The organism is Antarctobacter sediminis (genome assembly GCF_019218285.1).
GTDB lineage: Bacteria > Pseudomonadota > Alphaproteobacteria > Rhodobacterales > Rhodobacteraceae > Antarctobacter > Antarctobacter sediminis.
The window spans coordinates 1,030,252-1,043,186 of the sequence record NZ_JAHUZG010000001.1 but is presented as its reverse complement, the minus strand read 5'-3'; the positions used below and the strand labels follow the sequence as shown (position 1 = coordinate 1,043,186).

The 12,935-nt window shown below is 63.9% G+C and carries 13 protein-coding genes; 6 read left to right on the top strand and 7 right to left on the bottom strand.

From position 1 onward, the window contains the following. Positions 1-28: 28 nt before the first annotated feature. Positions 29-1,228 carry a phosphoglycerate kinase gene (locus KJP30_RS05000; RefSeq protein WP_218447887.1) on the bottom strand — a complete coding sequence of 400 codons (1,200 nt, stop codon included), beginning with the start codon at positions 1,226-1,228 and terminating at the stop codon, positions 29-31. Between the two features lie 122 nt (positions 1,229-1,350). On the opposite strand from KJP30_RS05000, the gene KJP30_RS04995 reads away from it, so the two are divergent. The 3 genes from KJP30_RS04995 (at position 1,351) to KJP30_RS04985 (ending at position 3,473) form a co-directional block, all read left to right on the top strand. Next, positions 1,351-1,857 (top strand): peptidylprolyl isomerase, encoded by a 507-nt coding sequence (locus KJP30_RS04995; protein WP_218447886.1) that lies wholly within the window; start codon positions 1,351-1,353, stop codon positions 1,855-1,857. Beyond that, positions 1,850-2,413, top strand: coding sequence for a peptidylprolyl isomerase (locus tag KJP30_RS04990; RefSeq protein ID WP_218447885.1), 564 nt, complete (start codon positions 1,850-1,852; stop codon positions 2,411-2,413). The genes KJP30_RS04995 and KJP30_RS04990 overlap by 8 nt, the downstream gene beginning before the upstream one ends. Positions 2,414-2,504: 91 nt before the next feature. Continuing rightward, positions 2,505-3,473: a DUF3179 domain-containing protein gene (locus tag KJP30_RS04985; protein WP_218447884.1), complete on the top strand. Its 969-nt coding sequence runs from the start codon at positions 2,505-2,507 to the stop codon at positions 3,471-3,473. Between the two features lie 36 nt (positions 3,474-3,509). Here KJP30_RS04985 and KJP30_RS04980 read toward each other — a convergent pair whose 3' ends face one another. Continuing rightward, on the bottom strand, positions 3,510-4,397 hold the full coding sequence (locus KJP30_RS04980) for a GNAT family N-acetyltransferase (protein WP_246594350.1): 888 nt from the start codon (positions 4,395-4,397) through the stop codon (positions 3,510-3,512). Positions 4,398-4,444: 47 nt separating this feature from the next. Between KJP30_RS04980 and KJP30_RS04975 the strand changes: the two genes are divergently transcribed. Further along, a complete protein-coding gene (locus tag KJP30_RS04975; protein ID WP_218447883.1) occupies positions 4,445-4,588 on the top strand; it encodes a hypothetical protein in 144 nt (47 codons plus the stop codon). Positions 4,589-4,622: 34 nt separating this feature from the next. Here KJP30_RS04975 and tyrS read toward each other — a convergent pair whose 3' ends face one another. After that, positions 4,623-5,876, bottom strand: a complete 1,254-nt coding sequence (gene tyrS / locus KJP30_RS04970; RefSeq protein ID WP_218447882.1) for a tyrosine--tRNA ligase — start codon at positions 5,874-5,876, stop codon at positions 4,623-4,625. Between the two features lie 62 nt (positions 5,877-5,938). Here tyrS and KJP30_RS04965 point away from each other — a divergent pair, with 62 nt between their 5' ends. Then, the gene (locus KJP30_RS04965; RefSeq protein WP_218447881.1) at positions 5,939-7,045 is read left to right on the top strand and encodes an anhydro-N-acetylmuramic acid kinase; all 1,107 of its coding nucleotides are present in this window, start codon (positions 5,939-5,941) and stop codon (positions 7,043-7,045) included. A 318-nt stretch (positions 7,046-7,363) separates the two neighbouring features. Here KJP30_RS04965 and moaA read toward each other — a convergent pair whose 3' ends face one another. After that, on the bottom strand, positions 7,364-8,371 hold the full coding sequence (moaA, locus tag KJP30_RS04960) for a GTP 3',8-cyclase MoaA (protein ID WP_218447880.1): 1,008 nt from the start codon (positions 8,369-8,371) through the stop codon (positions 7,364-7,366). A 97-nt stretch (positions 8,372-8,468) separates the two neighbouring features. On the opposite strand from moaA, the gene KJP30_RS04955 reads away from it, so the two are divergent. Next, entirely contained in the window at positions 8,469-8,936 is a 468-nt protein-coding gene (locus KJP30_RS04955; RefSeq protein ID WP_218447879.1) for a hypothetical protein, read from the top strand. Here KJP30_RS04955 and KJP30_RS04950 read toward each other — a convergent pair. The 3 genes from KJP30_RS04950 to glmU all read right to left on the bottom strand — a co-directional run bounded on the left by KJP30_RS04950 (position 8,933) and on the right by glmU (position 12,932). Beyond that, positions 8,933-9,610 (bottom strand): DNA alkylation repair protein, encoded by a 678-nt coding sequence (locus tag KJP30_RS04950; RefSeq protein WP_218447878.1) that lies wholly within the window; start codon positions 9,608-9,610, stop codon positions 8,933-8,935. The genes KJP30_RS04955 and KJP30_RS04950 overlap by 4 nt on opposite strands. Positions 9,611-9,725: 115 nt before the next feature. Further along, positions 9,726-11,543, bottom strand: coding sequence for a glutamine--fructose-6-phosphate transaminase (isomerizing) (gene glmS, locus KJP30_RS04945; RefSeq protein ID WP_218447877.1), 1,818 nt, complete (start codon positions 11,541-11,543; stop codon positions 9,726-9,728). Between the two features lie 36 nt (positions 11,544-11,579). After that, positions 11,580-12,932, bottom strand: a complete 1,353-nt coding sequence (glmU, locus tag KJP30_RS04940) for a bifunctional UDP-N-acetylglucosamine diphosphorylase/glucosamine-1-phosphate N-acetyltransferase GlmU (protein ID WP_218447876.1) — start codon at positions 12,930-12,932, stop codon at positions 11,580-11,582. Between the last annotated feature and the right edge of the window lie 3 nt (positions 12,933-12,935).

Genomic DNA, 12,935 nt, shown 5'->3' with positions numbered 1-12,935 from the left:
CCCTGAGCGGGGCGCTTGCGGGAATGGCTTAGTTCGCGTCCACGTCCAGCGCGGCGACGCCGGGCAGGGTTTTGCCCTCCATCCACTCCAGGAACGCGCCCCCGGCAGTGGAGATATAGCTGAAACCCGAGGCCGCACCGGCCTTGTTCAGCGCCGCAACCGTATCTCCGCCGCCCGCGACCGAAACAAGCTTGCCTAGCTCGCTGCGTTCGGCGGCATGTTTCGCGGCGGCATTGGTGGCCGCGTCGAAGGGCGCGATTTCAAAGGCACCCAGCGGGCCGTTCCAGATCAGGGTTTCCGCCTCGTCGATGGCCTCGACGATGGCCTCGACCGAGGCCGGACCCGCATCAAGGATCATTGCGTCGGCAGGGCAGGCATCGGCGGCGACGGTTTCGTTCTCGGCACCTTCCTTGAATTCCCGGGCAACGACCACATCCGTGGGCAGCAGGATCCTGCACCCCGCGCCTTCGGCCTTGGCCATGATGTCCTTGGCGGTGCCGGTCATTTCGTGTTCGGCCAGCGATTTGCCCACGTCGATGCCCTGCGCCGCAAGGAAGGTGTTGGCCATGCCGCCGCCAATCACCAGCAGGTCGACTTTTTCGACAAGATTGCCCAGCAGGTCCAGCTTGGTCGACACCTTGGCGCCGCCAACCACGGCCAGCACGGGGCGGGCAGGACTGCCAAGCGCGCTTTCCAACGCCTCAAGCTCGGCCTGCATCAGGCGACCGGCGCAGGACGGCAGGGCATGGGCCAGCCCGGTTGTCGAGGCATGCGCGCGGTGCGCGGCAGAAAAGGCATCCGAACAAAAAACATCGCCAAGCGCGGCCATGCCCGCCACCAGCTCGGGGTCGTTCTTTTCCTCACCGGCGTGGAAACGGGTGTTTTCCAGCAGCGCGACCTGATTTTCCTTCAACCCGTCGATCACCGTCGCCGCGGCCGGGCCGACGCAATCGGCGGCAAAGACCACCTCGACACCCAGCACCGCCTCAAGGCTGGGGATCAGCGGTTGCAGGCTCATGTCTTCGCGGCGTTCCCCCTTGGGGCGACCGAAATGCGCCAGAAGGACCGGCTTGCCGCCCTTGTCCAGAATGTTCTGCACGGTTGCTGCGATACGTTCGATCCGGGTGGTGTCCGTCACCTCCCCGTTCTCCATCGGCACGTTGATGTCGACCCGCGTGAGGACGCGTTTGCCCTCCAGGTCCATGTCATCAAGGGTGTTCCAGGCCATGTTGATCCCTCCGGTCCACTGTCCCGGCCCACTAGACCCGATGAGCGCCGCAGGTCAACGCTCACTTGGCATCGGCAGCGTCACGGGCTACCTCTCGTCGCAGTCTAAGAACGGAGAACGACATGGCCGAGATCAAGGATCCGGAAAACACCATCCTGATGGAACTCAAGGGCGGCACCGTCACCATCGAGCTTTTGCCCGATGTGGCGCCCGATCACACCGCACGGATGAAGGAACTGGCCCGCGCCGGTGCCTATGACAACGTCTGCTTCCACCGCGTGATCGAAGGCTTCATGGCCCAGACCGGCGACGTGGCCCATGGCAACATGGAAAAGGATTTCAACCTGCGCCGCGCGGGCACCGGCGGTTCCGATCTGCCTGACCTCAAGGCCGAATTCTCCAAGCTGCCGCATGACCGTGGCACGCTGGGTGCGGCACGTTCGCAGAACCCCAACAGCGCCAATTCGCAGTTCTTCATCAACTTCAACGACAACCACTTTCTGAACGGTCAGTACACGGTCTATGGCCGCGTGATTTCCGGCATGGAACATGTGGATGCCATCACCCGCGGCGAACCGCCCGCGAACCCCGACCGCATGATCTCGGTCAAGGTGGCCGCGGATGCGTAAGCTGGCCGCCGCTTTTGCCCTTTTGGCCGCGCCCGCGCTGGCCGACGGGATCGAAATTCAGGTCGAGGGCGCCCACACCAGCGGGGTCATCAAGATCGACCTGCTGGAAGAGGTCGCGCCCAAGCACGTCGCCCAGATCACCAAGCTGGCCGAAGAAGGCTTTTACGACGGCGTCTATTTTCACCGCGTGATCGACGGCTTCATGGCCCAGACCGGCGACGGTGAAAACGGCAAGGTGATGAAGGAATGGAACCCGCGCGCACTTGGCGGCGCGGGCACTGGCGGTTCGTCCTACGATGATATCGAGGCCGAGTTTTCCGACATTCCCTTTGAGCGCGGCATCGTCGGCATGGCGCGCAGCCGTGACCCGGATTCGGCGAATTCGCAGTTCTTTATCATGTTTGCCGAAGGTCCGTTCCTGAATGGCCAGTACACGGTGGTCGGTCGCGTGACCGATGGGCTGGACGTGCTGGACGATATCAAGCGCGGCGACGGCAGCACCCTTCAGGTTACGGGTGAACCCGACCGCATGGTCAAGGTCACCGTGACCGAGTGACCCGCTCTCACGCGCCTCACAAGCGCGTGGGAAAGGCTGGGCAGAAGGCGGATTTGGCGGCATCCTTGGGGCAGCACCCGGAGGAGACCCCATGCGCCTTTTGCCCAGACTGAGCCTTATCCTGGTATTCGCGGCCTCGCTGGCCTCGGCTGACCCGTCCTTCTGGCGGCACGAATGGCCCGATACGGATTTCGAAAAAACCAGCATCACGAACTGGGTCGAGATCATGTCCGGCGGCCCACCCAAGGATGGCATTCCGGCGCTGTCCGATCCGCAATTCCTGCCCGCGGGCGATGAGACCCGCATCCTTGGCAATGAGCCAGTCATCACCGTCCTGGTGACGGGTGAACGCCCGCGTGCCTATCCGATCCGGTACCTGACCTGGCATGAGATCGTGAACGACGTGATCGGCAATGTTCCGGTTGCCGTCACCTTCTGCCCGCTGTGCAATTCCGCGCTGACCTTCGACCGGCGCGTTGGCGGGCAGGTGCTGACCTTCGGTGTCTCGGGCAAGCTGCGCAATTCCGACATGGTCATGTATGACAAGGAAACCCAAAGCTGGTGGCAACAGGCCATCGGTACCGGCATCGTGGGCGAGTTGACGGGAACCGAGCTGGTCACGCTGCCCAGCTGGATGGAGAGTTTTGACCAGTTCCGCGAACGTCATCCCGACGGGGTGGTCATGGCGCAACCCTCGTGGAACCGGCCTTATGGCCGAAACCCCTATGTGGGCTATGACCGGTCGAAACGCCCGTTCCTTTATTCGGGTGAGGCGCCGCCGCATGGCATTGCTCCGCTGATGCGCGTGGTGCGTGTGGGGGATCGCGCATGGCCGATGAGCCGCCTCGCCGAGGCGCAGGAGATCCACGAAGCCGGCGTCACCCTCACCTGGCGCGAAGGACAGGCTTCGGCGCTCGATACGGGTGTGATTGCCAAGGGCCGCGACGTGGGTTCGGTCCGGGTGCGCGATGCCTCGGGCGCGGATCTGCCGCATGACGTGATGTTCGCCTTTGCTTTCCATGCCTTCTGGCCGGACGGCGAATGGATGCTGGGCAACTGAAGCCCGGGTAGGGTGCGCATTCACCGCGCACCTTCCTCATGCCGCGAGACGGGCGGGCAGGTGCCGCGCCAAAGGCGCAAGCGCCCCCATGTGCAGCCATGTCCCGCCCAGCCGGTGCAGCCGCGCCCCGGTGCCCAGCTTGAAATGGGTCAGGCCGGGCGCGTCCTGCGCGTTCAGGATCCCAAGGTCCAACACCTCGTGCCCCTGTGCCGCAAGGCTTTGCATCGCGTGCCACAGGATCAGGTTCATGGCGTGGCGCCTGCGCCCCTCTGCCGTGGTGACGCCGATCTGCCACGTGGCCATGCACCCGTGCCGCAGCATCAGCGCCGCCGCCAACGGGGCGCCCCTGTGCTGCGCTTCGAAAACCCGCGCCTGTCCCGGATTGGCCACGGCAAAGGCTTGCGCAAAAACCGGTGGCAAGCCGCGATAACGCCGGGCCTTTGCCTGCGCGGCCTCGGCCTGTAGCAGCCAGTGATCGGCGGTCAGCTCCCTTTCGGTCACATGCAGGTCTTCGCGCTTGGCCCGGTTCAAACGGTTGCGCCATTTCTGCGCCAGCGCCGCGCGCATGTCTGTGACATCACCCAGAGGCAACAGCGCAAGGCTCGCCGGGGTCATCAGCGGCCAGAACCCGGCTGCGCGCAGCATCTGGCACGTCATCCCGTCGGCATTCAGCAGCAGGGGCCGCCCGTCGTGCCAGCGCCGCCAGCCTTCGGTCCAGTCCCGCAAATCGTCTGTCGTCGCGGCCACCGGCCCACGCGACACAAGATCGACCCGCCCCAGCGGACCCAGCCGCCGCGACTGAACCTGCCACACCATGCGCGTCTGACCGCCCGCCTCGCGCCTGTGGCGGCGCAAGGGCTGGCCCAGAACCTCGCAGGCTCGGGCAAATTCACCGGATTGGGGCAGGGGCAGGATCAATGACATGAGGGGCATTAACCTCATGGAAAGTTTCCATGCTGTTAACTGACCCCATGAAAAACGCTTTGCACCGCCCCGTTTCGACCCGCGTTCTCAGCGCCACCCGGCCAAGGCCAACCTCTGGCGCGGCGCTTTTGCTGGCCTGTCTGCTGTCGCTGCCCTTCGGCGCGCTGGCGCTGATCCAGATGCTGTTCTAGATCCGCACCACCCGCACCACCCGCGCCGAAAGGTTCACTGGGCCAGCTTGACCAGCGCGTGCCGCTTTTTGCCCGCCGACAGTTTGACCGGCGAGGACAGCGCGCCCGCGTCCAGCATCATGCCGGCATCGGTCAGCGGCGCATCGTCGATCTTCGCGCCATTCTCGGCGATCAGGCGCTTGGCCTCCTTGCCGGACTTGGCCAGACCCGATTTCACGATCAGTTGAACGATGGAAATCCCGTCGCCCAGGTCCGCCGGGGTCAGTTCCAGCGTCGGCAGGTCATCGCCCACGCCGCCTTTTTCAAAGACTTCGCGCGCGGTAGCCTCTGCCGCGGCTGCGGCTTCGGCGCCGTGGCACAGCTTGGTCACTTCGTTGGCAAGGATGATCTTGGCATCGTTGATCTCGGACCCGGCCAGCGCGCCCAAACGTTCACATTCCTCGACCGGCAGCTCGGTATAAAGCTTCATGAACCGGCCCACATCCGCGTCGGTCGTGTTGCGCCAGAATTGCCAGAACTCGTAAGGCGAGAGCATGTCGGCGTTCAGCCAGATCGCGCCGCCCTGGCTCTTGCCCATCTTGCGCCCGTCCGAAGTGGTCAGCAGGGGCGAGGTCAGGCCAAAGATCTCGCTGTCCAGCACGCGGCGTGTCAGGTCGATCCCGTTGACGATATTGCCCCACTGGTCACTGCCGCCCATCTGGAGCGTACAGCCATAGCGGCGGTGAAGCTCCAGGAAGTCATAGGCTTGCAGGATCATGTAGTTGAATTCGAGGAAGGACAGCGATTGCTCGCGGTCCAGCCGCGACTTCACCGATTCAAAGGACAGCATCCGGTTGACCGAGAAATGCCGCCCGATGTCCCGCAGGAACTCGAGATAGTTCAGGCTGTCCAGCCATTCGGCATTGTTCAGCATCAGCGCATCGGTGGGCGCATCGCCGTAGGACAGGTACTTGGCAAAGACCTGTTTCATGCCGTCGATATTGGCGTCGATCTGCTCCGGCCCCAACAGCGGACGCTCGTCCGAACGGAAGGACGGATCGCCCACCTTGGTCGTGCCGCCACCCATCAGGGTGATCGGCTTGTGCCCGGTCTTTTGCAACCAGCGCAGCATCATGATGTTCAGCAGATGCCCCACGTGCAGCGACTGCGCCGTGGCGTCATAGCCGATATAGGCGGTCACCACCCCGTTCGACAGCGCGTCGTCCAGCGCCTGGTAATCGGTGCAATCGGCAAGGTAGCCGCGTTGCATCATGACGGCCATGAAATCCGATTTGGGATGGTAGGTCATGTCGGTGCCTCTGTATACTGCGCGGCGCAGGTATAAGCGCGGGCAGGGCCGAGGGAAAGAGCATGTTGAAAGAAGGGGCCGTCTGGGCGCTTGGCGCCATGTCCGGGACCTCGCTGGACGGGGTGGATGCGGCCATGCTGCACACCGATGGCGTGTCGATCCTCGATTTCGGCACCAGCGGCTATCGTGCCTACACCGCGGCAGAACGCGCGATTCTGAAATCCGCGCTCGGGTCATGGCCGGGCGAAAATCTTGACGCCCCCTTGCAGGTCGTACAATCCGCTCATTCGGAACTGCTCTCGCGCTTTCCGGGCGCGCAACTGGTGGGGTTTCACGGTCAAACCCTCGCCCATGACCCGCGTGGCCGCGGCACGCATCAACTGGGCGACGGGGCTGCGCTGGCGCAGACACTCGGCAAACCGGTGGTCTGGGACTTCCGCTCGGCGGACGTGGCCCTTGGCGGAGAGGGCGCGCCCCTGGCGCCTTTTTTCCACTGGGCCTGCGCCCGCCGGATCGGCGCCAAGCGCCCGCTGTGCTTTCTCAACCTCGGTGGCGTCGGCAACCTGACCTGGGTCGACCCCAGCAAGGACCGGCCCGAAGCCGATGGCGCGCTGCTGGCCTTCGACACCGGTCCTGCCAATGCGCCGATCAACGACCTGGTGGCCGAACGTCTGGGCCTCGACTGCGACCGCGACGGAGGTATCGCCCGCAAAGGCCGGGTCGAGGAAGGCGCGCTGGAACTTTTCCTTGACGAGGCCTACTTCCGCAAGATGCCACCCAAGTCGCTGGACCGTGACGATTTTTCGCTGATGCTGGACCTTGTGCGCGAACTCTCCGACGCCGATGCCGCGGCCACGATGACCGGCATGGCGGCGGCCGCGGTCATGCAAGGCATGGAACATTGCCCCAGCCCGCCCGACCGTGTGCTGGTCACCGGCGGTGGCCGCAAGAACCCGGTGATGATGCGAATGCTGGCCGCAGGCCTGGATTGCCCGGTCGAACCGGTCGAAAAGGCGGGACTGGACGGAGATATGCTCGAGGCGCAGGCCTTTGCCTATCTTGCAGTGCGCGTCGCACGCGGCCTGCCAACCTCTGCGCCGGCAACGACGGGTGTGAGCACCCCGGTCGGCGGCGGACAAATCAGTCATCCCGAGCGGGTCGAGGGTTGAATCGCGCCTGCGGCGCGGGCCTCCGGCGGGGATATTTCAGGACAGAAGAAACAGGGCGCCCCACAAGATAAGGGCCCGTCCCGCAATACGAGACGAGCCCGGGAAGCCAACGCTTCTCCTGTCGCGGTCATCGGCGTCCCCGCCTGTCCCGCAAAACCAAGATTGGTCGATCATGGTTAAGGAAAGGTTTCTGATCCCGAAACGCTGACAGGCGCCTGCCGTTTCTTCTGTCCGAAAATATCCCGGGGAGTTTGAGGGGCAGCGCCCCTCATCGCAAAATCCAGCGCGGCGCAGCCGCTCCGCCGGATCAAAAACAAGTCATCCGCCGGTATGGCTCATGTGACGCGATACCCGCCCGTCGACCGTCTGGCGCGAATAGTCGAAATCATGGCCCTTGGGTTTGAGCGAGATCGCATCACGGATCGCGGATTCCAGCGGGGCATCGTCACCGGGATGGTTGCGCAGGGCGGCGCGCAGGTCGGCATTGTCTTCCTGCCCAAGGCACATGAACAACTCCCCCGTGCAGGTCAGGCGCACCCTGTTGCAACTTTCACAGAAGTTATGTGTCAGGGGCGTGATAAATCCGATCTTCTGCCCCGTTTCTTCCAGTCTCACGTAGCGCGCCGGGCCACCGGTGCGTTCGGGTAGGTCTGTCAGCGAATATTGTTCTGACAGCTTCGCCCGAAGATCCGACAGCTTCCAGTACTGGTCAAGCCGATCCTCGTTGCCAATATCGCCCATCGGCATGACCTCGATCCAGGTCAGGTCCATGTCGCGTTCCGCCGCCCATTCGGTTATCGAGAACAATTCGTCTTCGTTGAACCCTTTCAGAGCCACAGCGTTGATCTTGACCCTCAAACCGGCTTTCTGCGCGGCGTCCAGCCCTCTCAGAACCTGCGGCAGCCGGCCCCAACGGGTCACATCGGCGAATTTCTTTTCGTCCAGCGTATCGAGCGAGACGTTCACCCGCCGCACGCCCGCTTCATACAGATCGCCCGCAAACCGCTCCAGTTGAGAGCCATTGGTCGTCAGCGTCAGTTCCTTAAGGGCACCGGTGTCCAGATGCCGGGTCATGCGGCGGAAGAAGGTCAGGATATCGCGCCGGACCAGCGGTTCACCGCCGGTTATGCGCAATTTCTCGACACCCAGTCGCACAAAGGTCGAACACATGCGATCCAGCTCTTCGAGCGTCAGCAGCTCTTTCTTCGGCAGGAACGTCATGTTCTCCGACATGCAGTAGACGCAGCGAAAATCGCAGCGGTCGGTGACGGAGACCCGAAGATATGAGATCGGGCGCTGAAAAGGATCGATGAGCGGCTGTGTCATGTGCGAGAGAGTAGTCATCGGTCGGAAATTCGGCAAGAGTGCCGACAGAAAAGTCATCTAGACGAAAGGCGTAGATTTGCGCGGTATCCTGATATCCATGCTGGCCGTCGCGGCCCTGCTGCCCGCGGGCTGCGGCAAACTGCCGTTCCTCAAGGACCGCCCCGAAGGGCCGGCCCCGGCGGCGCAACCGCAACCCGTGCCGGAAACCGGTGCGGTGCGACCTCCGGCCGGGGCTCGTACAGCGGAACAATTCGATACGACCACCCCGGACGAACGCAAAAAGGCCGCCGCAGCGCCGAAACCCGGTGGCGAAACGGCGCTTGGTGAAACGGTGGCCAGCCTCGGCGACCCGGCGGCGGCGGGTTTTTGGCTGGAAACGCCGCTGGTGACCAGCCGCCAACAGGGGCGGGTGCTGAACCCGGCTACGGGAAAATCGGCGCAGGTCGAATTGATCCCGATCGAAGGGCCCAGTACAGGCGGCAGCCGGATCTCGCTGGCGGCCATGCGGCTGATCGAAGCGCCGCTGACCGATCTGCCGACGCTCAAGGTCTTCGCCGGAGGCTAAGACAGGTATTTGCCCGCTTCCTTGCGGGCAAATGACTTCATCTCGCGGCCATGCACATCCAGAAAGCCGCGCGCGGCCTCTGCGTCATGTTTCGACAGGTCGCGCAGCCACCAGGCAATGGCTTTCTGGATGAACCACTGCTGATCCGGCACATAGCCAGCGGCCCAGCCCAGAACCCGGTTGCGCGCGGCGACCTGCTCGGGTTTGGGAAAGTTCAGACGCGCCAACGGCAGCGTCATGACCAGCGCGGCGCGTTTGGTCCATAAGTGATCGCTGCCGGTCCAAGCCTCGATCTCGTCCAGCCGCGACAAATCTGCCATGACCCGGCGATGCCCCGCCATACAGGCATGATCGGCCACGGCCCAGGCGTCAAAACCCGGCACCCATGAGCAGATCAACCGCCAGACCGCCTCGTCGGGGCGGATGCGCGCCTGCGTCAACAGTTTCGCCGCAAGGATCCGCGCTTCGTGGATGTCGCTTTGCCACAGCGCATCGGCCAGCGCGACGCGCGCCTCCAGATCCATCTCTGCCCGCCAATCGCGGGACAGGTCGTTCAGCACGGGATTGGGCACCCCAAGATAGACCCGGTCCACCTTGTGATAGGCCGCCGCTCCGGCGGCACGGTCCGCATCACCCTGCGCGTTCAACAGGGCGAGTGCCTCATCCAGGGTCATGCTGCTTCCCCTTGTTTCTTCTTGGTCGAAATACTCCGGGGGAGGTGCCCGCAGGGCGCCGGGGGCAGCGCCCCCTGCCGATTTTTCATAGAAAAATCGCCTCCCCCGGTGCCATTCACTCCACCGTCACGGATTTTGCGAGGTTGCGCGGCTGGTCCACGTCGGTGCCTTTGGCAATGGCCGTGTGATAGGCCAGCAACTGCGCCGGCAGTGCATAAAGGATGGGTGACAGGACATCCGGCACCGTTGGCATCTGGATCACCCGCCAGACATCCTGACCGGCAGCGGCCGCGCCTTCGGCATCGGTGATCAGGCAGACCTTGCCGCCGCGCGCCATGACCTCCTGCATGTTCGACACGGTCTTTTCGAACAGCGCGTCCTTGGGGGCCATGACCACCACCGGCACATGTTTGTCAATCAGCGCGATAGGCCCGTGCTTGAGCTCGCCTGACGCATAAGCTTCGGCGTGTATGTAGCTGATTTCTTTCAATTTCAATGCCCCTTCCAGGGCCAGAGGGTACATCAGCCCGCGACCCAGGAACAGGATGTCGCGCGCCTCGGCCAGCTTGCGGGCCACGCCTGCGATGGCTTCGTCGCGGTCCAGTGCGGCGTTGAAAGTGCCCGGCAAAGCGCGCAGGCCCTTCAGGATCTCTTCCCGTGCCTCGGCGTCCAAATGCCCACGCGCCTCGGCCGCTTTCAGTGCCAACAACAGCAGCACATTCAACTGGCAGGTAAAGGCCTTGGTCGAGGCCACGCCGATCTCCACGCCCGCATGAATGGGCAGGGCCAGATCGCTTTCCCGGGCGATGGAACTGTCCGGCACGTTGACCACGGAATAGATGCTGTCAGCCTTGTCCCGGCAATAGCGCAGCGCCGCCAGCGTGTCCGCCGTTTCACCCGATTGCGAAACGAACAGCGCCGCCGTGCCCGGCAGGACCGGAGGTTCGCGATAGCGGAACTCGCTCGCGATATCGACCTCGACCGGCAGGCCGGCCAATTGTTCGAACCAGTATTTTGCGGTGAAACAGGCGTAATAGGCGGTGCCGCAGGCCACCATGGTCAGCCGTTCGATCTTGGTGAAATCGATGCCGGGATCCGGCAGGGCGATGCCGTCTTCGGTGAGATAGGCGTTCAGCGCATTCGACAGGACCGAAGGTTGCTCGGCGATTTCCTTGGCCATGAAGTGCTTGTACCCGGCCTTGTCCACCCGCGCAGCATCCATGCGGATGGTGCGCATCTCGCGGTTGACCAGACGGCCTTCCTCGTCCCGGATGGTCACGCCGTCGCGGGTCAGCACGGCGCGGTCGCCTTCTTCAAGATAGGTGATCTGCGGCGTCAGCGGGGCCAGCGCGATGGCGTCCGATCCGACATACATTTCGCCCTCGCCATGACCCACCGCAAGGGGCGATCCCTTGCGCGCAGCGACCATCAGGTTTTCTTCACCATCGAAGAGGAAAGCCAGCGCAAAGGCGCCTTCCAGCTTGTCGATACAGGCCATGGCGGCCTCGACCGGGCCAAGCCCGGACATCATCAGGCTGTGGGTCAGCAGGGCGATGGTTTCGGTGTCGGTTTCGGTCACCGGGTCCAGGCCGGACGCCTTAACTTCGCCCCGCAACTCTTTGTAATTTTCTATGATTCCGTTGTGCACCACGGCGACCGGGCCAGAACGGTGCGGGTGGGCATTGTCTGTCGACGGCTCGCCATGAGTGGCCCAACGCGTGTGGCCAATGCCCGATTTGCCCGCCAGCGGGTGATGGACCAGTTCGTCCGAAAGGTTCACCAGCTTGCCCATGGCGCGACGGCGGTCCAGCTTGCCGTCATGCACGGTGGCGATGCCGGCGCTGTCATAGCCGCGATATTCCAGCCGCCGCAGCGCCTCGACCAATTGCGGGGCAACTTCGTGGTTTCCCAGAATGCCTACGATTCCACACATGATTCCAAATTCCCTATGTCAAAAAAGGACGCCCGGTCAGGCGTTTGTCTTTTGCTTGGCCTTCTTGGCGCGCAGCATGTTCATCAATTTCGTGGCGAGGTCGGGTTTGGTTTCCTGTTTGCCGCGCGCAATGGCCAGCGCACCGGCGGGCACGTCCGAGGTGATGGTCGATCCCGACCCGGTCATCGCGCCGTCGCCGATGGACACCGGGGCCACCAGCATGGTGTCGGACCCGATAAAGGCGTTCTTGCCGATGGTGGTCTTGTGCTTGAACACGCCGTCATAGTTGCAGGTGATGGTGCCTGCGCCGATGTTGGTTTTCTGGCCGATCTCGGCATCGCCAATATAGGTCAGGTGGTTGGCCTTGACGGCCTCGTGCAGCACCGCGTTCTTGACCTCGACAAAGTTGCCCACGTGCACGTCCTCGGCCAGTTCCGCGCCGGGGCGCAGGCGGGCATAGGGGCCGACGATGGCACCCCGGCTGACGTGACAGCCTTCGAGATGCGAAAAGGCGCGGATCCGCGCGCCGGATTCCACTGTGACGCCGGGGGCAAAGACAACGTTCGGCTCGATCTCGGCATCGCGGCCGATCACCGTGTCCCAGGCCAGATGCACCGTTTCGGGGGCCTGCATGGTCACGCCAAGGTCCAGCAGCTCCGCCCGTGCCGCCGCCTGAAAGGCGGCCTCGGCAAAGGCCAGGTCGCTGCGCGAATTCACGCCCAGAGTCTCGGCCTCGGGACAGCGCACCACGGTGGCCTTGTAACCTTCGGCGCGCGCCAGTTCCGGCACGTCGGTCAGGTAGTATTCGCCGCTGGCGTTGTCATTGCCAAGCTTGGCCAGCATCCGGATCAGCAGCGCCGCATCGACGGCAATCACCCCTGAATTGCACAGGGTGATCTGGCGCTCGGCGTCGGTGGCATCCTTGAACTCGACGATCTTGACCAGCTCGTCTCCGTCCAGAACCAGCCGCCCGTATCGGCCGGGATCGGCGGCCTCAAACCCAAGCACCACCACGTCATGCGTGGCCCGAGCGGCGCGCAGCGCCTCCAGCGTGTCGGACGAGATAAAGGGCGTATCGCCATAAAGCACGACGACGTCGCCGTCGAACCCCTCCAGCGCGGGCAGCGCCACCTTGACCGCGTGGCCCGTGCCCAGTTGTTCGGCCTGTTCGACGACCTGCATTTCGGGGTCATACTCTCGGACAGAGGCGGCGACCTGGTCAAAGCCGTGACCGGCGACGACAACGCTGCGCTCGGGGTCCAGCGCGGCCCCGGCGCGCAGGGCATGCCACAACATCGGGGCCCCCGCGATCCGGTGCAGGACCTTGGGCAGATCCGATTTCATGCGGGTGCCCTTGCCAGCGGCAAGGGTGATGAGGGCGGTGCTCATAAG